The organism is Aquimarina sp. RZ0 (genome assembly GCF_008370685.1).
Lineage (GTDB): Bacteria > Bacteroidota > Bacteroidia > Flavobacteriales > Flavobacteriaceae > Aquimarina.
Genome location: NZ_VTZU01000076.1, coordinates 1 through 22,961, shown reverse-complemented (window position 1 = coordinate 22,961; position 22,961 = coordinate 1). Strand labels below are relative to the sequence as shown.

Here is a 22,961-nt window from a genome sequence, read left to right as displayed (position 1 = left end):
AATTACGGTAAAACCACAATATAATGTCGTCAAGAAAAAATACCCTTAGCAACCCTATATTTTTTATACTACTATTTATTAGTACTATACTAGTATCACAAGAAGCATTTCATAATTTTGGTAATGTTCAGATTCATGCTAATGGACAAGTAGGTTTCCATATGGACTTAGTCAATGATGGAACTTTTAATCAAAATGTAGGCTTTACTGGTTTCTATAATCAAAACAGTCTTACCGTTTCTGGAACGAGTCGTCCCGTTTTCTTTGATATGGAAATCGATGTTTTGGATGATTTATTTCTGGAAGTACCCGTTGGAGTGACTAACTTTCAGGAATTTACAAATGGAAAAGTTTTTACACCAAGAGATCAAATAAATGTTTCTTTGGATTATATTAACGACGCTCCATTTCTAGGCGAAAATGATGATAGACATGTGGATGGATATGCTTCTATCACTGGGCAATTAAATTTTACATTTCCTATTGGGGATGATTTTAGACACAGACCTATAAGCATAGAGAATCAGGCTGCTAATAATACCGCTAGAGCTGCATATTTCTTTGAGAACCCCAATTTTCCGAATTTCTTTTCTGAAAGCTTTGACACCAATAATTTTGAAGATTTATTATTTGGTATCAGTATTTTTGAATTTTGGGATCTGGATGGTGATACTCCTACCAGAGTAACCTTAACCTGGGATGATAATAGCAATATTCCTACTCTCGTTGATACTTTGGCTGATCTTAGAGTTGTAGGATGGGATAACAGCCTAGAACAATGGGTAAATCTTGGTAATGTAGGAACTACAGGAAATCTTGACCGTGGTGAAATTATATCAGAAATCATTTTACCAGATAATTATACCATTATTACGTTTGGTTCTTCTGACAAAATTTTAGATGGAGATTTAGAAATTTTTACTGCAGTTTCTCCTAATGGCGATGGTTTTAATGACACTTTTATTATACAAGGACTGATTAAATTTCCTGATAATGAAGTTTTCATATACAACCGTTGGGGTGTACTCGTATATCAACAAAAAGAATATCACGAAGTTCAGAATACTCCAAAAGGTTTTAGAGGTGTTTCTGATGGAAGAGCTACTATATCCAAAGATGAAGAATTACCGGTAGGGACGTATTATTATGTTTTAAACATCAAAGGAGAAAAAGACAGAGCCGGATACATTTATGTTAATAGATAACCCCAGGGCGATTATAACAAATAAAAACACTACTTGATCAAACTATTTTTTTCTCTATAAAATATAACGAACATTATATTTTTTCACAAAATGATGTGCCCATATTTCATAACCTTCATTCATATAAAATTTATGAGAAGGGTAATTAGACACATAACTATTTAGCTCAGTTGTTTCGCATCCTTTGTTTTTTGCATACTCATAAATCCAATAAAAAACCTTTTTCCCGATACCTTTATTACGATATACATCATCAATATATACGTGATCCGGTTCACAGGACCGACCCGCATAATGTCTGGTCATAAACCATAATCCAAAAACACCAATTAAGGTATCTCCAGATATATCCCCCAACATTCATAATACTGTTCAAACATTTCTGCAAAACGTTCTGAGACTATAGTATTGCTTAGCTCATTATTCATTAATTTTTGAATCATTGGCAGTACCAATGGAAAGTCAGGTTTTAAAATCCTGTTAAAAGTTATCTCCATTTCTATACATCTTAAATTTGTTGATCGTGATTTCGTGATTTTTTCCAAAAATAATTATACTTTTAGCTAGAATATGAAAAATAATCACAAAAATATATGAAAGAGAAATCAGGAAAAATACAAGATATAATTGATAAGAAGTTTCTGGAAGAACGCAGTGTATTTCTTTGGGGTCAGGTAGATGACAAATCTGCAAAGCATGTCATTGACAGGTTAATGTATCTGGATATGGTCAATAATGAGGAAATAAAATTATATATCAATAGTCCAGGCGGATATGTTACCTCTGGCTTTGCTATGTATGATACTATAAAGGCATTAAAAAGTCCGGTATCTACTATCTGTACAGGTTTAGCAGCATCTATGGGATCAATACTTCTTAGTGTGGGAGAAAAAGGACGTAGATTTATTCAGCCACACGCCAAAGTAATGATTCATCAGCCTAGTGGTGGCGCCAGAGGTCAGGCATCAAATATAGAAATTCAGGCAACAGAGATTCTTAAAACCAAAGAATTAAGTGCTCAGATACTAGCCGATAACTGTGGACAGGAAATGGAAAAAGTGCTCAAAGACTTCAATCGTGATTACTGGATGGATGCAGAAGAATCATTAGCTTACGGTATTGTAGATGAGATACGCTCATAAACGTAGCAGTATTTTTAATTAATATTGACTTTTTGAAAATAAAATATGCCGCAACCATAATCTGATTGATGTATTGTTGCGGCATGTTAATTTAATTTCTTAAATTACGGATACATTTGTATAGGCATAAAGAATCATTCTTTGTGCTGCAAAAGATAATTTTAGAGATAATGCAAAGAAAAAAATTCATTCAGGTAAGCGCTATGGGACTGATAGGATTGTCTTCAGTATCATTTGCAGATTTTCAATCACCATTCGACAAAAAGGATCTTATGGGAAAAGGTAACCCTACATTAATGGGTGAAGGATATAAACTACGCAAAAAGGCGCATCAGGCTTTTTTAAAAATGAAAAGCGCCGCTTTAAAGCAAGATATTAAGATTAAAGTTGTTTCCAGCTATAGAGATTACGAGCATCAAAATCGTATTTGGGAACGTAAATACGAAAGATATACTGAGAGTGGTTTATCACCTATAAAAGCAATTCGCAAAATAATTGAATATTCTACAATTCCTGGCACCTCCCGCCATCATTGGGGCACAGATCTCGATATTGTAGATGGCAGTGTTAAACAACCTAGAAATGTACTTTTAGAAAAACATTTTCATAACGGAGGGGCTTTTACCAGGTTTAAAACCTGGATGGATCACAATGCCAGTGATTTTGGTTTCTATCTCGTGTATACCAATAAAAAAGGGAGAAAAGGATTCAAATATGAGCCTTGGCACTATTCCTATGCACCTTCCTCAATACCAATGCTCAAAGAATTTAAAAAATTAGATATTAAAACTGAATTACAGAAGACAGTATTAATGGGAAGTTCTAGTTTTACTTCAGAATTTATCCAACAATATATGAATAGAAATGTACTGGATATCAATCCAAAACTTCTATAATACATACTAAAAGTTATTTCTGACTGTTATATAAAAAACCCCAAATATTTATGAAAAACATTCAAAACTTTTTTTGTATATCATTGATATGCTTATTATTAATATCATGTGCTAATGATGACAACAATGTAGAAATCACAAATAATAATACTACAATAGCAGATGATATATTTACACTGGTGAATCAACATAGACAAAGTATCGGATTATCTGTGTTGACAAGAAATGAAACTGCAGATCAATTATCAACTGAGCATACACAATATATGATTTCTATCGCTCAGATTAATCACGATAATTTTGATCAAAGAGGTACTATTTTAGGTGATCAGGAGAATGCAACAGGAATGGCAGAAAATGTTGCCCAGTTTTATCCTGATGCTCAAAGTGTGGTCAATGGTTGGCTAGAAAGCTCAGGTCACAGACAAAATATCGAAGGCAATTATACTCATACCGGTATTTCTGCTATAAAAGATAGTAAAGGAAGATATTACTATACACAACTATTTTATCGGTAATCAATAAACTATTCTTCAAAAAGTTGTAGCGTTTTATTTAAGTATTTCTACTGTTGTGTCTGGTCAGAAATACAGCAAAATCAGATTTGTATCTTTTCAATAAGTATAAAGTCCTCAAATATTTTCCAATTATTTATCAAATGACATCATGGTAAACTGAATCAAATTATTTTTTAAATCAGTTTACCATGATTTCATTTAAGCTGATATAATACGATTTATAACTAAAAATTTCGCATCTAATGACATTCTTTTTCTACTATATTTTCTTCATAAAATGAAACAATAGCTATGGCTATTCTTTAATTTGATTCATCAATCTAGCGAAAAATCCTTGCCATTATTTTTACGAAATTCTCATCCGTAAATCGTATAATTTAATATTTAGTAACTTTAGGATGTAGAAAAGAAAACTTGATTAATCAATAATATTGCTCAAATGAGACGAGGTGGGTTAAAAATTAGAATTTTAATTGGAATTGCTATTGTGATATTCGCATTTATTAAAAAATGTAATAATAAAACATTAAACCCGTATACCGACAGAGTGCAAAACATCAATATGTCTGCAGACCAGGAAATTGCAATTGGTCTGCAAAGTGCTCCGCAAATGGCACAACAACATGGAGGGCTACATCACGATAAAAAATTACAAAATTATATAGATGTAATCGGAAACAAGCTTGTCAATCAAACGATGGCTAGAGAAACCCCTTATAAATATGAATTTCACTTATTAGCAGACACCAATACAATCAATGCATTTGCATTACCGGGAGGACAAATATTTATTACGTATGCCCTACTCTCTAAATTAGAAAATGAAGACCAAATTGCTGGAGTACTAGGTCATGAAATAGGCCATGTACTCGGCAGACATTCTGCAGAAAGAATTGCAGAACATGAATTTTGGAAAACAATTTCTACCGGAGCTTCTGTTGGAGCAGATATGGGAGGACTTGTAAATGGAATAGGTCAAAATATATTATTAGGAAATGGCAGGGATGATGAATTAGAGAGTGACAAACTCGGTGTATTATTCATGATCAATGCTGGATACAATCCAGAACAAATGATTGGTGTAATGAAGATTCTTAAGAATGCCGGAGGATCCAATAGGGTTCCTGAGTTCCAGAGTACACACCCTGATCCCGAAAATAGAATTGAAAAAATTAAAGAAGCGATTCAGGAATACAGTCAATAACCACAAAAAAACTCCACCTGTAAGTATAGGTGAAGTTTTTGAGGTTTTTTATTTTTGACTTCTTTAAGACAGATCTCTAAGAAGTACCATAGCTTCCTTAGCATTGGATAATTTTGCATATTTCATTGCAGTATACCCTTTCTTAGTTTTGGTTTTTACTTTGGCTCCTTTGGCTACTAATAATTTGATTATATCACATTTATTATAACGTGCAGCATACATCAACGGGGTCATACCTTCGGATTTCTCATTAACGTCGCTTCCTAATTCGATCATTTTCTCTACAGTCTCTAGATCGCCTTTTACGATCGCCATACAGAAAGTACTGACCTTAGGAGTTGTTAATTCATAATTATGACTATCAAAAGTCACTCTTTTTTCGGTTGCAAAGCTTACGGATGTGATTAACATGATCGTCAATGCGGTTACAATTGTTTTCTTCATGATGTTGTATTTATTAAGTTTATTAAATTACTTACTACCATAAGACTCCTGATGTTACGGATTTGTTACACCATAAAATCAAAATAACACAATTTTAACATTTAAAAATGATTTTATCTTATCTAAATTGTTAAAAAAATGAATAGTTACTAGTAAATAATAGTTATAGTTATAATATTTATACTCTAATAAATATCTTAAGGCTTACATAAACTTAATTTTATATCATATTTTCAAAAAAATTATTGCCTGCATATTAATTATAGCATCTTTATTAAAAAAGACTCAATTTTAAGAATATCTCATTTTTTACATCATACGCAGATATTCATTACTGGTTTCATAAATTAACGATATCAGTTGATCATTATTTCACTTTAATATTATATAGCAATAATATCCATCTTTGGGTGATTTTAATTGTATATCGTACTTTTACCTCTTGCTTTTACCTTGTTTGAGTTATATACTCAAAAAAGTTTCGAATAAAAGATTTTAAATTATTAAAAAAATGAATAAAAAAGTAATCTTAATGATTCTGGATGGATGGGGAACCTCTCCTGATCCAAAAGTATCGGCAATAGACAACGCAGAGACTCCTTTTATTGACAGCCTCTATAACACATACCCCAATGCTTCTTTACGAACTGATGGACTACACGTAGGCTTGCCCGATGGACAAATGGGAAATAGTGAAGTAGGTCATATGAATCTGGGTGCAGGAAGAATTGTATATCAAGATCTTGCAAAAATAAATATGGCTATCGAAAAAGATACTTTAAAGAATGAACAAGTGCTTACAGATGCTTTTACATATGCCAAAGAAAATAACAAAAATATCCACCTTTTAGGTTTGGTAAGTGATGGAGGAGTTCACTCTCATATCAATCACATAAAAGGATTGCTGGATGCTGCTAATTCTTTTAACCTGGAAAATGTTTTTTTACATGCTTTTACGGATGGTCGTGATGTAGATCCCAAATCAGGCAAAAGTCATCTAGAAAACATTCAAAATCATATGGCAACGTCTACAGGGAAACTAGCCTCGGTTGTTGGACGTTATTATGCAATGGATCGGGATAAAAGATGGGAACGTGTAAAACTTGCATATGATCTTCTTGTAAATGGCATCGGAGAAAAGAGTGAAGATGTATTAAAGAGTATCCAAACAAATTATGATAATGATATCACTGATGAGTTTATAAAACCTATCATAATACAAGAGGAAAATGCTCCTGTTGCCACTATAAAGGAAGATGATGTTATTATATTCTTTAATTTCAGAACGGATCGAGGGAGAGAATTAACAGAAATGTTATCTCAGCAGGATATGCCTGAGTTTAATACCAAAAAATTACCATTATATTATGTTACTATGACTAATTATGATGAGAATTTTAAAAATACAAAAACAATCTACGATAAAGACAATATAAGAGAAACCTTAGGAGAAGTATTATCCAAAGCTGGTAAGAAACAAATTCGTATCGCTGAAACCGAAAAATATCCGCACGTTACTTTCTTTTTTTCTGGAGGACAAGAAGAGCCTTTTGAAGGGGAATCCAGGATTCTGAGGAATTCTCCCAAAGTAGCTACGTATGATTTAAAACCAGAAATGAGTGCATACGAACTACGCGATGCACTAGTATCTGAATTAGGAAAAGGAGAAACTGATTTTATCTGTTTAAATTTTGCTAATGGAGATATGGTTGGTCATACAGGTGATATGCAGGCTGCTATCAAAGCTTGCGAAACTGTAGATATCTGTGCAAAAGATGTGATTACAACCGGATTGGAGAATGGCTATTCAACCATATTGATAGCGGATCACGGAAACTGCGAAACCATGATTAATCCTGATGGATCACCAAACACAGCACACACCACCAACCCTGTTCCTGTTATCTTAATTGATAAAGAACAAATACAAATAAAAGATGGTGTCTTAGGTGACATCGCTCCTACGATACTTGATCTTATTGGAGTTGATCAACCCAAGGCTATGACACAGCATTCTTTGATTAAATAAAATCACGATTATATAAATTTACAAAAAGAGTAGTAAAGATATTTTTCTTTACTACTCTTTTTCTTTAAGATCAACATGTAATAGCATTTCTTATACGATGATGATTTTAAAATAAGTAGATAACAAGCCGTTGTTTTTTGTGTAGACAAAAGAGCAGATTCTAATACGATTTATAACTAAAAATTTCGCATATTCATCGTTTCTTTTTCCTTTCTACTTCGTTTAAAAAATAAACCGTAGCTATAGCTATGCTTGATTTTTTTGCCTTGCATAAAGAAAAAATAATTCAATGAATTTATACGAATTTTTTAATCACAAATCGTATAACAAATAATTTCGAACATAGCAGGGGAAATAAAAAAATCTCATAACTAATGTTTTACCAATTAATTATGAGATTTTGAAAATAATATTTAAAAAACAATAGTAGTCTACTATCGGATTTCTATTATCTAATTAAAAAAGAAATACTCCAAAAGAGATTGCTTTATTTTTTGCGTTTTTTGCAAAATTACGCTTAATTAATTGATTGTTTCGAGCAGATCCAGAGCCTAATGCTCTGCCTCGTCGATTAAAACCGTCATAAAAAGTAATAGATGTTGTAAACCTTCCCAAACGTGTTGATCTCAAGGCATAAGAGTTTGCTCTTCTATTGGCACCTCTTAGATTACCAATATTAAAACTGCGTGATTTATTAGTATTGATATAAAATACCTGTCTGTATATTCTATATCTTTGATCGGCTCTATCATAAAGTTCAATGGCAATTCTACCTTGGCGAGCCTTCGATTCTTTTGAAAGTTGTTGAGCTTTTTCATATGATTTGAATTCTTTCTCGAATTGCTCTGTTAATATCGCATCATTTGCTAGATGCTCTTCTTCACTGTCATAAACATATAAATCTGTTTTAATTTCAGAGTTATCCAACTCAATTTTATTTATAAATGTGAATTCTGAGTTTGCTACCAAATCACTTAGTGCTTTATTAGCCTCTACCTCACTTTTTGAGTAAGTAATTCCTTTATAAATGAGATTTGTAAAATTTACTTCATTTTGATCCTCAATACTGGTAACAGTATCAATTTGGATATCAGAATCTGATAGTTCTTCTTTTTGACAAGAAAAGAACATCATCATCAAAAGCACAAAAAATCCTAGGTTTAATTTCATTTTTTTCATTTTGTAATATTTTTATATTGGTTTATATATAATTATAACAATTAAAACATTGAATACCCTACGTTTACTTTTCCTGTTTTTATTTTTACCAGAGCTCTTAGTACAAATACTTCCTGTCAATATCTTTCTGTGTGTTTTTGTGTTTTCTTCCATTTGTTATACTCCTGCTGGGTTCCGAATATTTTGACAAGCATCAATGTTCTCTCACCAATGGATATTCCTGCTGATTTTATATTTTTCTTTTTTGCCAATCTGTAAATCAATATTTTTTTTTCAAGAGTTACCTTTTTATTTACACCGGCATCCGAAAGTTTTTATTTTGAAAGTAGCCTGAGAATTCCGTATTTTAGTTTTGTAAATAAAAAATACATTTTATGGGACTCTTTTGACCGACTAAAAATACCAGTAAACCAGTACTTCGGTAAATTTATAGACGTAACTCCTCGCTGGCTGCATAGCCGTTGCACCGATCAATACAAAAGCAATAATACGATTTGTGATTAAAAAATTCGTATAAATTCATTGAATTATTTTTTCTTTATGCAAGGCAAAAAAATCAAGCATAGCTATAGCTACGGTTTATTTTTTAAACGAAGTAGAAAGGAAAAAGAAACGATGAATATGCGAAATTTTTAGTTATAAATCGTATAAAAGCTTGCGAAACTGTAGATAACAAGCCGTTGTTTTTTGTGTAGACAAAAGAGCAGATTCTAACAAATAATTTCGCACATAGCAGGGGAAATAAAAAAATCTCATAACTAATGTTTTACCAATTAATTATGAGATTTTGAAAATAATATTTAAAAAACAATAATAGCCTACTATCGGATTTCTATTATCTAATTAAGAACTACTACCCCAAAAGAACTTACTCTATTTCTTGCATAATTTGCAAAATTATACTTAATTAATTGATTGTTTCGAGCAAATCCAGTGGCTAATCTTCTCCCTCGTCGAACAGCATCTTCAAAAAATCCAATACTTCCCGTACGCCCTGGAAAACCTGATACTCTAAAAGAATAAGAATCTGCTCTATCATTTGAATTCCTTCCAACAAAATTTTCCGGGAAACCTCTAAAATTAGTAGGTAGGCCATGCTTAACACGTCTGTATATTTTACCTCTTTGATTTGTTCTATTATAAAGTTCAATGGCGAGTCTACCTGTTCTTCTTACCTTCGATTCTTTTGAAAGTTGTTGAGCTTTTTCATATGCTTTGAATTCTTTCTCGAATTGCTCTGTCAATATCGCATCATTTGCTAGATGCTCTTTTTCACTGTCATAAACATATAAATCTGTTTTAATTTCAGAGTTATCCAACTCAATTTCATTTATAAATGTGAATTCTGAGTTTGCTACCAAATCACTTAGTGCTTTATTAGCCTCTACCTCACTTTTTGAGTAAGTAATTCCTTTATAAATGAGATTTGTAAAATTTACTTCATTTTGATCCTCAATACTGGTAACAGTATCAATTTGGATATCAGAATCTGATAGTTCTTCTTTTTGACAAGAAAAGAACATCATCATCAAAAGCACAAAAATTCCTAGGTTTAATTTCATTTTTTTCATTTTGTAATATTTTTATATTGGTTTATATATAATTATAACAATTAAAACATTGAATACCCTACGTTTACTTTTCAGGTTTCTATTTTTACCAGAGCTCTTAGTACCAATACTTCCTGTCAATATCTTTCTGTGTGTTTTTGTGTTTTTCTTCCATTTTTTATACTCCTGCTGGGTTCCGAATATTTTGACAAGCATCAATGTTCTCTCATCAATGGATATTCCTGCTGATTTTATATTTTTCTTTTGTGCCAATCTGTAAATCAATATTTTTTTTCAAGAGTTACCTTTTTATTTACACCGGCATCCGAAAGTTTGTATTTTGAAAGTAGCCTGAGAATTCCGTATTTTAGTTTTGTAAATAAAAAATACATTTTATGGGACTCTTTTGACCGACTAAAAATACCAGTAAACCAGTACTTCGGTAAATTTATAGACGTAACTCCTCGCTGGCTGCATAGCCGTTGCACCGATCAATACAAAAGCAATAAAAGCTTGCGAAACTGTAGATAACAAGCCGTTGTTTTTTGTGTAGACAAAAATAATATTAAGACGTAGTCATAGCTACAGTTTCTTTTTTACTCTAAAATTCTTAAATGAGTTTTTTTATTATGGTACGCATAGATTAAAATTGGTTCCATGTATTGAATCTTAATATTCTTTGTAAATTTACCAACCCTAATTAGGCTATTATGATTATTACTAAAACACGTGAGGAAATAGAATTGATGAGAGAGAGTGCTCTAATTGTATCAAAAACATTAGGCATGCTAGCTTCAGAGGTAAAACCAGGTGTTACAACCCTACAGTTAGACACCCTTGCAGAAGAGTTTATCAGGGATCACGGAGCTGTTCCCGGTTTTCTGGGACTTTATGATTTCCCTAACACCTTATGCATGAGTCCTAATGCTCAGGTAGTCCACGGTATTCCTAATAATAGCCCATTAGAAGAGGGAGATATTATCTCTATTGATTGTGGTGCTTTAAAGAATGAATTTTATGGAGACCACGCTTATACCTTTGCAGTTGGTGAAATTTCTCCCGAAGTAGCGCAATTACTAAAAATCACAAAAGATTCACTTTATATAGGTATAGCCGAACTAAAAGTAGGAAATCGCGTAGGAGATGTTGGGTATGCCATACAAAAATTCACTGAAGAAGCGGGCTATGGAGTGGTAAGAGAACTTGTTGGTCATGGGCTAGGCAGAAAAATGCACGAAGATCCTGAGATGCCTAATTATGGTCGTCGCGGTAGAGGTAAAAAATTTGTAGAAGGAATGGTTGTTGCTATTGAGCCTATGACGAATATGGGTACGCATCGCATAAAACAATTAAAAGATGGCTGGACTATCCTTACTGCAGATGGGAAACCGAGTGCTCATTTTGAGCATGATATTGCTATTATAGATGGCAAACCAGAAATACTTTCCACTTTTAAATATATACATCAGGCGCTTGGTATCGAATCTAATGAAGAGGATGCGTTCAGACAAGAATTATTGGCGGTATAATTTTTTCCTGGCTCTATGAAAAAACTCTTTAAATTCATACTCAACACAATACCCAGACCGCTCCTTATTAGATTGAGTTATTTGATCAGACCTGTCATAGCCTTTTTATTAAAAGGTAAAAAATATACAGATCCTATTGATGGAAAAAGTTTTTCTAAATTTTTACCCTATGGATATGGTACACAGCGAAATAATGTACTCTCCCCTTCTACCCTTTCTCTAGAACGTCATAGATTACTTTGGTTATACCTACAGAGCGAAACTGACTTCTTTACTAATAAAGCTAAGGTTCTTCATTTTGCGCCAGAGCAAGCTTTTTATAAACGATTTAGAAAACTAAAACATCTGGACTACACGACTACAGACCTCAATTCTCCTCTGGCAGATGTCAAAGCTGATATTTGCAAACTACCTTTTACTACCAACGAATATGACATTATCTTTTGTAATCATGTTTTGGAGCATATTCCAGATGATACAAAAGCGATGCAGGAAATATACAGAGTGCTCAAACCTGGTGGAATGGCAATTTTGCAGATTCCGCAGGATCTAAATAGAGAAATTACTTATGAAGATGATAGTATTACAGATCCAAAAAAACGTGCAGAAATATTCGGGCAGTATGATCATATGAGAATATATGGCAGCGATTATTTCGAAAAACTACGATCCATAGGTTTTAAAGTAGATGAAGTAGACTATACAGCTATCCTTTGTAGAGAAGATGTTATTAAATATTGTCTCGCTCCGGGAGAAATACTTCCCGTTTGTTATAAACCTTGATATTTTAAAGGTAATTTCTTAAAAAAACACGTTTCCCGGATTGTCTTAGGTAACAATTTTATAATCTTTGTAATTAACTATTAATCTGAGCTTATCAAAGGGGGCCGATATAAAATTTTTATCAGAATTTCACTCAAACCGATGCGCCGTAGGTTACTCTAAGTTTATTAAGATAATTACCCTTATGAAACATTGTAAATCCTTATTTTCAAAAAAATTCATAACTATATTTTTTGGTTTCGTAATTTGTAGTGTACCCCAAGCACAAGCTACAAATGATACGATTGCTGCGTCTCATTATTTTTCTAAAGCGGATGTATTATTATCCACTTGGAAATTAGACAGTGCTATTGTATATTTTAGGAAAGCACTCCCCTTCTATAAAAAAGAAAACATTCAAAAACGGCTGGCAGACTGCTATGATAAAATTGCTGAAGCTCATAGAAAAAATTATGATCTGAATGATGCATTAGTAAACGCAGAAAAGGCAAAGGAAATACGATTAAAAATTTTTGACTCAACACACACAGAAGTTGCTTTATCTTATAATAGTATGGGTCATATTTTAAAAGAACAAGACAAGTTTGAGGATGCTATGGAGTATTACCAAAAGGCATTAGAAATACAACTCAGCAATTTTGCAGACAATGATTATCGGGTAGCAGACTGCTATCATAATATAGGGACGATCCATCGTATTATGGCAAAATATGAAAAAGCTCTCGAATTCTACGACAAAGCACTGAAAATCAGAATTAATACGTTTGGAAAAACAAGTAACAAAGTTGCAATATCTTTTTTAAGTATTGGACACACAAAATTGCGCATAGGAAATTATAAAACAGCTTTAGTTTATTACCAAAATGCTTTAACGATAATATCAAAAGTCCATGGTAATCAAAGCGCAGAAGTAGCCTTTTGCTACAATTATATTGGTAAGTTATTTATCCGTTTCGATGACTTTGACAATTCAATTAAGTATCAGAAAAAAGCACTATCGATATTAAATAATATCTTTCGAGCAAATCATATAAATACATTGTTCTGTTATGTTAATATGGGTGTAGCATATAGAAGAAAAGGAGAGCACAATAAATCCAATGACTATCAAAATATAGCCTTCAAAATTGTTTCTAAAAAACTTAAAAGTAATCATAGCAAATTTGTTGATGTTTATAATGAACTTGGCATTCTAAATTTCAAAAAAGGTCTGTATAACAAAGCTTTAGAATATCATCAAAAAACATTTAATATTAAATCTGAAATTTACCAAAAAAACCACCCTTATATTGGTTCAACACTAAACAATCTGGGTGCGACCTACCACTTTAAAGCAGAATACGACAAGGCATTACATCATTACAAAAATGCTATTATAAACTATTTAAGTTCACTTAAGGAAAATCACAGTGCAGTAGCTCAAACATATAATAATATAGCAAATACTTATAAATCCAAAAATGATCTTAACAAAGCTTTAGAATATTATTTCAAGGCTCTAAAAATAAGAATTAAAGTAAAAGGAAAAAATCACTCACATACATCAATAACCTATCATGATATTGCTGGTGTATACCTAATTAAAAAAGAATATTCCAATGCCCTGCAATACTATAAAAAAGCATTAGATATTCAGGAACGTTTGTATGGTAAAATAAATTATTACGTTAGCGATATCAATAATGCCATTAGCAAAGTATATAGTGCAACTAAAAAATTTAATATAGCTTTGAGTTATTGCGAAAAAAGCCTAAAAGTCCGACTTTTAACGGACGGTAATCATCATCCTAGAACTTCTATATCATATAACCTTATTGGAGATATACATTTTCAAATGAAAAAGTATTCAAAAGCTCTAAGTTATTATAATAAAGCTGTCATTGCAAATACAAAGCCAGATATTCGTATTTCTGATTCTAATAATTTAGATTTTAACACCTATATGGATGGTAACGTTCTGATACAAACACTCCAAAGAAAAGGTAAGACATTACTATATATTTTTAAAGAAAGTAATAATATCAAAAGTCTGATTTCGAGTATAAAAATCTATGAAAAAGCCGATATTTTGATTGAAGAAATTAGATCCTCACTATACAATCGCCAAGACAAAATAACATTTGCCCAACAAACCTTAGAAATATATACCGGTGCAATAAAATCCCAGTTTTTGCTTTATCAAATCGATAAAAATCAACAGCATCTAGAAAAAGCTTTTTACTATGCAGAAAAAAGTAAATCTAATACACTACGAGAATTACTTACCACATCTAATGCTATGAACTTTGCCGGATTACCTAAAGGTGTCCTGGATCTGGAAGAGCAATTAAAAGGTGATCATTCTTTTTATACTTCAGAAATTGTAAAAGAAAGAGCTAACAAAATCCCAGATACTACAAAAATCGATACTTATAACGATAAATTATTCTATTTGGGTAGAAAACGAGATTCCCTATTAATAGCTATAGAAAAAGAATATCCAAAATACTATCAATTAAAGCATCAAAATCAAATCATTTCTATTGCTGATATCCAGAAAAAACTAGATCAAAAAACTACTTTATTAGAGTTTTTTGTATCTGATAGTATTTCTTATGCCTTTACGATTTCAAAAAATACCATCGATATAAAAACGCTATCCACCACTGGAATGGCTAAAAGCATTGAATATTTAAAAGAAACCATCACTGCAAAAGATACTCCCAGGTTTAAAGAAGTGGCTCATCAATTATACAATCAGCTCATACATCCTCTTAGAGATCAAATTGTAGGAGATCAACTTATTATTATTCCTGACGGGGTCTTATGGCATCTAAACTTTGAATTATTACTTACTCAAAATGATTCTTCTAACCACCCAAAAGAACTTTCGTATTTACTTAAAAAATATGCAGTAAGTTATGCCAATGCTGCCAATCTCTTATTTACGGTTTCAAAAAGCGATCAAGCATCCAAAAAACGACAAGAATGCCTTGCTTTTTCTTTTTCTGACAGCACTCTCGCTCTGGATACTGAAACTATGAGTTTGGCTTCTTTTAGAGACATGGGAGATGATTTACCGGGAACCCGCAAAGAGATCAAAGCTATTTCTGATATTATGGATGGTCAGTATTATTTTGGATCACAGGCGATAGAAGCAAATTTTAAGAAAAACGCAAATCAATATAGTATTCTTCATTTGGCATTGCACGGCGAGGTAGATAACGACCATCCTGAAAATTCCAGACTTTTATTCACTAAAAGCAACGACACTACAGAAGATAATTCCTTATATAGCCATGAGCTTTTTGCCCTTAGTCTCCCGGCTGAGCTTGCTGTACTGAGTGCTTGCAATACAGGATCTGGTAAAATAGCAAAAGGAGAAGGTATCATGAGTTTAGGAAATGCTTTTCAGTATGCAGGCGCTAAAAGCCTATTATTAAGCAGATGGGAAATATCTGATCAAACCACTCCAGACCTGATGACAAATTTCTATAAAAACCTAAAAAAAGGAATGAGCAAAGCTATGGCATTACAGCAAGCTAAACTGTCGTATCTTACAACAGCCAACTCACATAAAACACATCCATTTTATTGGAGTGGATTTTATATAATTGGAGATACTTCTCCAATTTCATTAAGCTCAGATACTACAGTATTTTGGGAACTTATTCTTGTTATTACAAGCATTCTACTACTATTATTAATATGGTTATACAGGCACAAATTAAAAAAAATCCTGAAACCTCAATAAAAATAATGAAAAGTGTTAATGCATAAAAACTACCCGAAAAGGGTGGGAAAATTCAGTTTTTTATTTTGGAAATTTGAATTATTAACAATTTTTAATAAAATCACACAAAATGAAAAACAGTAGATTGAATTTTGCAGTCGCTATTGCAACTATTATTGGATTTTTTGTTTCCTGTAATAAAGAAGAAATTCCAGAGAATACTCAAACCTCTCTAATCGAAGGAAAAATTGAATTAGTAGATGGGGTATTAAAATTTGATTCTGAAGCTACTTTTGAAAACACACTTAGACAGTTAATCAATAAACAAAACTCGTTAGACGAATGGGAAAAACAATTTTCAGGATTCACCTCAATGCGAGCTGCTTTTGATAAGTTATCAGACAAAGATTTAGAAAACATCGCTGTCAACGAATCAAATGAAGGTTTTGAAGATCTTTTGATAATCACAGAATCTGATGGAGAGCTAGAAATACGAATGAATATAGATGATCTTGTACTGGCTACGATTGCAAACCAACATGGACTCGTTCTAATAGATGATTATGCATACAAGATCAGATACAATACTTTGTATAAAATTAAAGAGAGTAGTCTTGACAAAATAGTAAACATTGATAATGCAAAAGCTCAAAAATTAATAAATACTAACGAAATAGAAAGTTTTCCTGTGAGCCATCAATACTATGATTCTGAATTAGGCAATACCGAAGACGAAGATTTTGCAAAAGCAGACAGAACCTGTAATAAAAGATATTGGAAGAAAAAGAGAAAACGTCTTAAAGGAGAACAGTGGACTACCAATATCGGGCCACTTTATTCAGGAGCTGGAGCAAGAACAAAACATCAGAAAAGATCTGCTAGAATCTGGTTTAGAAACAAAACTAAACAATTAAGATTAAAACTTAATGGCAGTTACACTCAATATTTTGAAGGAATTCCTATTACACAAAATGTAGCTGAAGATAGTGGATGGCAAAATGATGATGGCAGAGAGGCATATCTTTTTGATTTTTGTATAAACGCTAATTGTTCATTTACTATTAACAACCTTTCTTCTACACATGAGTGTATCTGTGATGATAATAATTATCTAAGATGCGATATCATATTTTAAATAAAAACATACTTATAAATAATAAAGGGGCTGATCCATATATAAATAGTCCCTTTATTTTTATAATCCTCGGTAAATAAAACAAGATATTTTAATATAGAGGAGAGTGTAAATTAAACATTTTTCAGGATACCTTTTTTGTTTCCTTATTTTGAAATACAAACTCTCGATATAACGGATCATTTTCTATCATGGACATTAATAGTTTTTTGCTTTCAAATTTTTTCTTTCTAACATTACCTTCAGAATACTTTGTTATCATTGCTATCTCCCGAACACTCTTCCCTTCAAAATACAAAGTAAGTATCTGTCTACACGAGTTGTTAAGCTTTAAAAAATGTTTTCTAAACAGGTTTTCTCTCTCTTGCTTTTCAATGTCCTCAATAATATTGGCATTGACATCTAATATCAGATTATCACTATCCCCAATAAAGGGTAGATTGCTTTTCTTTCTTAATTTACTTCTCCATATATTCTTACAAACACCATAAAAAAATGTATGTATAGAACAATGAATGCTGGAGGGATCAGATTTTAGTTTTTGATACAAAACAATCAATGCATCCTGAAATACATCTTCTGAGTCCACTTCAGTTCCTGAATTCATAACAACAAAATTGCGAATCCTTTTAAAATTTTTTTTATAAAAACTTTTTAAAACTTCATCATCTCCGTTGATAATGCCATTAAATATTCTGATCTCATCATTGCGCCCCATATTAATGATTTAAGATTTAGTTAGACATTTTCTCCCTGCATAATATCAGTATCAATTTTTATTCCATTGTTACAAGAAAAACACTCTATTACCAAGAATAACGTTATAAAACATAAGAATGTTGCAACCTTGATCATATTATTTACTCTGAACAAAATTAAATATAATTGCAGAGCACTAAAAGTTAAAATAAGGGAATTAACAACTTTAATGAGTACAGACAACATACCACTTAGTAAAGATGGACTTATCTATAAACCGTATTTAATCTTATTATGAAAAATGCTTAAACACGATACTTGAGCGAAAATATATGGGACATTTACTGGATATCTAATTTAATTAATAAAAAAAATCATCCATTTCTTACGAGTAAGATATTAAGGAATTAGACTTTATTATATCAGAAATACTTTCTTGCGTGAGAATCAATATTTCTATAGATTACATTCTTATGGAAACCCATTAGCATAAAGCTTGTATTGAAATTCCTAGTCCAAATAAAAATGAAAAAATCGGAAAAAACTTGGTATAAAAAAACAAATGTAATATCCTCTTAGAAACTTGATCGATACCTGATATCCATTGCTTTGCAAATTCATCCTGATTAAGAAACGTTGAATTCATGATCTCGATATTGACAACAAAAATCCCAAAAATTGCAAAACCAGGATACACATCCAATAGGTCAATTCTTTTTTTTTGCTTTGATCGGCTGTTTCTCCAAATTTTAGTTTTTTATCAAAGGAAAATCAATATCTTGACTACAGATACTACAAGGATAAAATTACAAAACTTTTGCACACCTACTTAATACAACCTTTTATTGATTGGGTAAAACGCTTGAAATGATTACTTTTTTAGCAAACTTACATATCTAATATTCTAACAAATCATGGTTCATCTCTTTATAAAGAGCATATGAAACTATACCTATTGCCGCATATAATCCAAAAACAACCTGCAACCTGCCATACACCAGGCATAAGTTTCGGCTAGCTCTATTTCTCCGGATTCATAGGCATTTGCCCCTTCTTTATTACAGATATCAATTACATTAGAGATCCCTTTTGCCATCGGTATATACAATCGGTTCTCAGTTTGTGTAATTTTCAGAGATTTATCAGCCATGGACAGGTCATTTTTAATAATAGAAATCTCTCTGCCTATACCGATCTTAAGCAGTTGCATCATGGATAAAAATCGAATCAGGGACGATAAAAAATCAGAAGGCGCACATAAATACCCTGATCGTGAAGGATTAGGGATCGAAGCTATGCTTCCATTAGCTACATATTCTTCTACCAATTTGGAGAATCGAACAGATATATCAGGTTTATTTTTCAAATTATACATCAATTTCATACCTCTAAGTTATGGGTAATCAACCATATACAAAATAGGTGATTATACGTATTTTTCCCCGCGCTTCCAACATGCTTGATACATGTGAACATCTTAAATAATAAACACTGAAATATTATAGGTATATGACCAATACCAACTCTCAAATAAAATTCCTTATTAAAATCATTTCTTTTTGTTTCACACTTCAAAAATAAAAAGCATTGATCATACTGCTATTTATGAATTTTCTTTCCAGCATCAATTAAAAAATAATCTGATCCACTTTACAGTGAGTTCATCTAATACGATTTGTGATTAAAAAATTCGTATAAATTCATTGAATTATTTTTTCTTTATGCAAGTCAAAAAAATCAAGCATAGCTATAGCTACGGTTTATTTTTTAAACGAAGTAGAAAGGAAAAAGAAACGATGAATATGCGAAATTTTTAGTTATAAATCGTATAAGAACTGCTGTAATAATTATTTTATTTTTTTTTAGTATGATCAGAAAAGGGATGTTTTCGTCATTTATTGTCTAATCCCATCCTGTTATTTGAATTTACTACAAGAGAAAATTATTAATTCTAATAATCAGTATTTTACATTTCAAAAGAACAAATAAAGAACAATAAAAACATCAAAATTCAGTTTGAAATAGCACTGAATCTGTTCTTTTTACCAAGAAATAAATATCAACATAGCACTACAAAATAAATCTATACTCAGTTAGGAAGATATAACATTGCCAATTTTTATAGTGCAACCATATTAAAAATAGGGAACAGAATTAAGGTTACCTCTAAAATTAATTTATTTTTAATCAAATATAATATTTTTTGAAAAGATATCTAGGCACAAACTAAAATCACGTTATCAAAAAAGATATCGGTTAATTTTTAAAACATCAATGATAATGTCTTAAAAGAAATTGCAAAAAAACTCTCTTCAAAGATGTATAGACAATAATGTTGTTAATCTTTCTAATGTAGGCCTTAAAAATAAGAACTTATTAAGAATGTTAAGTATTCACGTTTTGAAAACGAATATCTTGAATTTAATCGCGTGGAAAAAGATGTAAATTATAATACACAGTATTGTAAAGAATATTAAATAAATTACAATACACCTGTAAAAGTTATGAATGATAGTTTTCCATACTAGAATTGCTAAATCTAAATTGAACTATTGTTATTCTTAAATAGAGATAATTTTTTCCTATTCATTATTCTTTTTCCAATTAATTAGTTTTTCTGACAAGGCGATCCAAAAGGGACTAATTATTAAAGTTAAAGAAATCAGACTAATAGTGAAGTTATAGGAGAAGTCTTCTATAATACCTAAACCTAATGCAGTGGAACTAATCAAAAAGCTTAACTCTCCTATTTGAGCTAGAAGAGCCCCTCCTAAAAATGCTTCTTTCCAGGTATTTGAAAAAACCTTTAGTATTACAGTATTCAATATATGATTGGTTATATACACTACAAAAATAACCGAGATTATGGTCCAAAGATTACTGTACACAAAACCAAGATCTATTTGTAATCCAACACTAATAAAAAATAAGGATACAAACAAAACTCTAAAAGAATGTAGCGTGTCATGTATCCAATCTGTTGCCTTTGCTGCATTAATAATCATTCCTCCAACAAAAGCTCCCAAAGCAGGAGATATACCGAAAAAAGATGTTGCTAAAGCACCACCAAAACATAGAAAAATAGCCATAAAAACTTGTAATTCGTGATCTCGGTATATTTTTTTGGAATATGGTAATACTATTACTCCCTTGATATAGATATATATTAGTGTAGCCACAATCACTATTGCTCCAATAATCATCAATACAATATTTTCTGTAGATTCGGTTTTCCCTCCTAGCTGGGAGATAATTATTAATAGAGGTACAAAAATTATATCCTGAGCCAATAAAATACTTAACACATTTTTTCCTATTCGAGTATCAATTAGTTTCTTGTCTTGTAAAAGTTTGATTACAACTGCCGAGCTACTTAAAGCAATTACAAAACCTAAAACCACTGACCTTGCAAAACTCCAATTAAAAAAATACCCTATTAAAAATACTGAAAATACACTTAAAGCAATCTGTAATAATGTGCCAATCACTGCCAGTTTCCATCGCTTAAGAAAATCAATTAAGTTAATTTCCATTCCTATAAAAAATAATAAGAGAATTACACCCAATTCTCCTAGTAGCTCAACAGACTCTTTATCATCAACAACACTTAACCCTTGCTCTCCAAGAAGTACTCCAACCAAAATATAACCAATAATATAAGTTTGGTTTAATTTTCTTAAGATAATACTAAGTACAATAACAAATATTGCAAGAATGGATATGACCTGAATAATTGGTTCTATATTAGAAATTAGTAGCATATTTAAATGTAATTGTAATTACTGAATTAATTAAGTTTATTTACCTAGAAATGCATTTAATTTGTGAATATTAATGAACTAATAATTAGTATATTTAATAGAAGATTAAATTTTTAAGAAAATGAAGCAAATTTTAGTTCCAACAGATTTTTCAGACAATGCATATAATGCTTTACAATATGCAAAGATATTATTTGCTAATGATAACTGTACTTTTTTCTTGTTTAATGTATATTTAATTAATCCTTCGACTCTTTTAAGTGAAGAATATAACAAATCTATGTTGGGAGAAATGAAAATCGAATCTGAAAAAGATCTAAAAGTATTATTCAACAAAGAAAACGAAGAGAATCAAAATCAACTTCATCATTTTGAGATCATCTCTAGAGCGGATACACTAATAAAAGCTATTAATTGGGCAGTAGTTTCAAAAAAAATAGATTATATAGTGATGGGCACAAAAGGTGCTAAGGGAGCTAAGGAAATTTTCTTAGGAAGTAACGCTGTAAAAATAATTAATGGTATTGATAACTGCCCAATCATTGTAGTTCCCAAAGCTTATAAACCAAAAAGCCCTTCAGTTATAGCATTTTCTACAAATTTTAAAAGAACGTTTTTTTCAAAAGAAATAAAACCGTTAATTAATATAGTAATATCTAACTCTGCAAAAATCAACATCACCAGAATTATGATGGAAGAATATTTAAGTGATCCTCAAAAGATGCATAAAGAAACTCTAAAAACTATTTTTAAAGATCTAGATTATATTTTTTGTAAAATTGATGTTGAAACATCCCAAACTAAGGCTTTAAAAAGTTTTGCCCAGCAGACAGAAAGTGATTTAATTGCTTTAGTGCATCATAAACAAAATTTTTTTCAAAGATTATTGGATGAAGATGTAGTAGATAAAATATCATTTAATAGCCCTTTACCTTTATTAATATTACCTGAACTAAATTAAAACTCTACTGTCAAAAAAATGAAAAATATTGGATTGAGTTATTACTAATTTGTTTTTTTGTTATAGTTATTTGCCTATCCAGACGTTGGAAGTGTAATTATAACCCTGTCTCAGGGTTAAGCCCCAGGAGGGCTCTGGAAGCTAGCTTCCAGAGCCCTCCTGGGGCTTGGTCGCTAAATCGAGTGCTATCCGATCCCCAAATTTAATATATAAT

At 31.3% G+C, this 22,961-nt stretch carries 21 protein-coding genes; 11 read left to right on the top strand and 10 right to left on the bottom strand.

Translation table 11 applies throughout. The annotated features are described in order from the left end of the window. Nucleotides 1–23 precede the first annotated feature (23 nt). Nucleotides 24–1,205 (top strand): gliding motility-associated C-terminal domain-containing protein, encoded by a 1,182-nt coding sequence (locus F0000_RS22085; protein ID WP_149626896.1) that lies wholly within the window; start codon nucleotides 24–26, stop codon nucleotides 1,203–1,205. Between the two features lie 54 nt (nucleotides 1,206–1,259). On the opposite strand, the gene F0000_RS22080 is transcribed toward F0000_RS22085, so the two are convergent. Continuing rightward, nucleotides 1,260–1,565 carry a GNAT family N-acetyltransferase gene (locus tag F0000_RS22080; protein WP_368668135.1) on the bottom strand — a complete coding sequence of 102 codons (306 nt, stop codon included), beginning with the start codon at nucleotides 1,563–1,565 and terminating at the stop codon, nucleotides 1,260–1,262. Further along, entirely contained in the window at nucleotides 1,535–1,702 is a 168-nt protein-coding gene (locus F0000_RS28665; protein ID WP_368668134.1) for a hypothetical protein, read from the bottom strand. Before F0000_RS28665 ends, F0000_RS22080 begins: the two co-directional genes overlap by 31 nt. 96 nt (nucleotides 1,703–1,798) lie before the next feature. On the opposite strand from F0000_RS28665, the gene F0000_RS22075 reads away from it, so the two are divergent. The 4 genes from F0000_RS22075 to F0000_RS22060 all read left to right on the top strand — a co-directional run bounded on the left by F0000_RS22075 (nucleotide 1,799) and on the right by F0000_RS22060 (nucleotide 4,965). Next, nucleotides 1,799–2,347, top strand: coding sequence for a ClpP family protease (locus F0000_RS22075; RefSeq protein ID WP_149626895.1), 549 nt, complete (start codon nucleotides 1,799–1,801; stop codon nucleotides 2,345–2,347). Nucleotides 2,348–2,517: 170 nt separating this feature from the next. After that, nucleotides 2,518–3,243 (top strand): M15 family metallopeptidase, encoded by a 726-nt coding sequence (locus F0000_RS22070; RefSeq protein ID WP_149626894.1) that lies wholly within the window; start codon nucleotides 2,518–2,520, stop codon nucleotides 3,241–3,243. A 50-nt stretch (nucleotides 3,244–3,293) separates the two neighbouring features. Continuing rightward, on the top strand, nucleotides 3,294–3,761 hold the full coding sequence (locus F0000_RS22065; protein WP_149626893.1) for a CAP domain-containing protein: 468 nt from the start codon (nucleotides 3,294–3,296) through the stop codon (nucleotides 3,759–3,761). Between the two features lie 439 nt (nucleotides 3,762–4,200). Continuing rightward, the gene (locus F0000_RS22060) at nucleotides 4,201–4,965 is read left to right on the top strand and encodes a M48 family metalloprotease (protein ID WP_149626892.1); all 765 of its coding nucleotides are present in this window, start codon (nucleotides 4,201–4,203) and stop codon (nucleotides 4,963–4,965) included. Between the two features lie 63 nt (nucleotides 4,966–5,028). Here the strand turns inward: F0000_RS22060 and F0000_RS22055 are convergent, their stop codons facing one another. After that, on the bottom strand, nucleotides 5,029–5,409 hold the full coding sequence (locus F0000_RS22055) for an ankyrin repeat domain-containing protein (protein ID WP_149626891.1): 381 nt from the start codon (nucleotides 5,407–5,409) through the stop codon (nucleotides 5,029–5,031). Nucleotides 5,410–5,920: 511 nt separating this feature from the next. Here F0000_RS22055 and gpmI point away from each other — a divergent pair. Beyond that, on the top strand, nucleotides 5,921–7,438 hold the full coding sequence (gene gpmI / locus F0000_RS22050; RefSeq protein ID WP_149626890.1) for a 2,3-bisphosphoglycerate-independent phosphoglycerate mutase: 1,518 nt from the start codon (nucleotides 5,921–5,923) through the stop codon (nucleotides 7,436–7,438). Nucleotides 7,439–7,894: 456 nt separating this feature from the next. Here the strand turns inward: gpmI and F0000_RS22045 are convergent, their stop codons facing one another. From F0000_RS22045 to F0000_RS22035, 4 genes are all read right to left on the bottom strand, one after another. Next, entirely contained in the window at nucleotides 7,895–8,608 is a 714-nt protein-coding gene (locus tag F0000_RS22045) for a hypothetical protein (RefSeq protein ID WP_149626889.1), read from the bottom strand. A gap of 125 nt (nucleotides 8,609–8,733) precedes the next feature. Continuing rightward, nucleotides 8,734–8,868 (bottom strand): hypothetical protein, encoded by a 135-nt coding sequence (locus F0000_RS28380; RefSeq protein WP_255452848.1) that lies wholly within the window; start codon nucleotides 8,866–8,868, stop codon nucleotides 8,734–8,736. 588 nt (nucleotides 8,869–9,456) lie between these two features. After that, on the bottom strand, nucleotides 9,457–10,179 hold the full coding sequence (locus F0000_RS22040) for a hypothetical protein (protein ID WP_149626888.1): 723 nt from the start codon (nucleotides 10,177–10,179) through the stop codon (nucleotides 9,457–9,459). A 21-nt stretch (nucleotides 10,180–10,200) separates the two neighbouring features. Beyond that, entirely contained in the window at nucleotides 10,201–10,440 is a 240-nt protein-coding gene (locus F0000_RS22035) for a hypothetical protein (protein ID WP_149626887.1), read from the bottom strand. 437 nt (nucleotides 10,441–10,877) lie between these two features. Here F0000_RS22035 and map point away from each other — a divergent pair, with 437 nt between their 5' ends. The 4 genes from map to F0000_RS22015 all read left to right on the top strand — a co-directional run bounded on the left by map (nucleotide 10,878) and on the right by F0000_RS22015 (nucleotide 17,326). Further along, complete coding sequence (gene map / locus F0000_RS22030) at nucleotides 10,878–11,696, top strand: type I methionyl aminopeptidase (RefSeq protein WP_149626886.1); 819 nt, start codon at nucleotides 10,878–10,880, stop codon at nucleotides 11,694–11,696. A 15-nt stretch (nucleotides 11,697–11,711) separates the two neighbouring features. After that, complete coding sequence (locus tag F0000_RS22025; RefSeq protein ID WP_149626885.1) at nucleotides 11,712–12,479, top strand: class I SAM-dependent methyltransferase; 768 nt, start codon at nucleotides 11,712–11,714, stop codon at nucleotides 12,477–12,479. Nucleotides 12,480–12,663: 184 nt separating this feature from the next. After that, entirely contained in the window at nucleotides 12,664–16,212 is a 3,549-nt protein-coding gene (locus F0000_RS22020; RefSeq protein ID WP_149626884.1) for a tetratricopeptide repeat protein, read from the top strand. A 109-nt stretch (nucleotides 16,213–16,321) separates the two neighbouring features. After that, nucleotides 16,322–17,326, top strand: a complete 1,005-nt coding sequence (locus F0000_RS22015; RefSeq protein ID WP_149626883.1) for a hypothetical protein — start codon at nucleotides 16,322–16,324, stop codon at nucleotides 17,324–17,326. 124 nt (nucleotides 17,327–17,450) lie between these two features. Here the strand turns inward: F0000_RS22015 and F0000_RS22010 are convergent, their stop codons facing one another. The 3 genes from F0000_RS22010 to F0000_RS21995 form a co-directional block, all read right to left on the bottom strand. Beyond that, nucleotides 17,451–18,044, bottom strand: coding sequence for an RNA polymerase sigma factor (locus F0000_RS22010; RefSeq protein ID WP_149626882.1), 594 nt, complete (start codon nucleotides 18,042–18,044; stop codon nucleotides 17,451–17,453). 933 nt (nucleotides 18,045–18,977) lie between these two features. After that, complete coding sequence (locus F0000_RS22000) at nucleotides 18,978–19,391, bottom strand: hypothetical protein (protein ID WP_149626881.1); 414 nt, start codon at nucleotides 19,389–19,391, stop codon at nucleotides 18,978–18,980. Nucleotides 19,392–20,607: 1,216 nt separating this feature from the next. Further along, complete coding sequence (locus F0000_RS21995; protein ID WP_149626880.1) at nucleotides 20,608–21,786, bottom strand: cation:proton antiporter; 1,179 nt, start codon at nucleotides 21,784–21,786, stop codon at nucleotides 20,608–20,610. A 121-nt stretch (nucleotides 21,787–21,907) separates the two neighbouring features. Here F0000_RS21995 and F0000_RS21990 point away from each other — a divergent pair, with 121 nt between their 5' ends. Further along, nucleotides 21,908–22,747, top strand: a complete 840-nt coding sequence (locus tag F0000_RS21990; protein WP_149626879.1) for a universal stress protein — start codon at nucleotides 21,908–21,910, stop codon at nucleotides 22,745–22,747. Nucleotides 22,748–22,961: the final 214 nt, after the last annotated feature.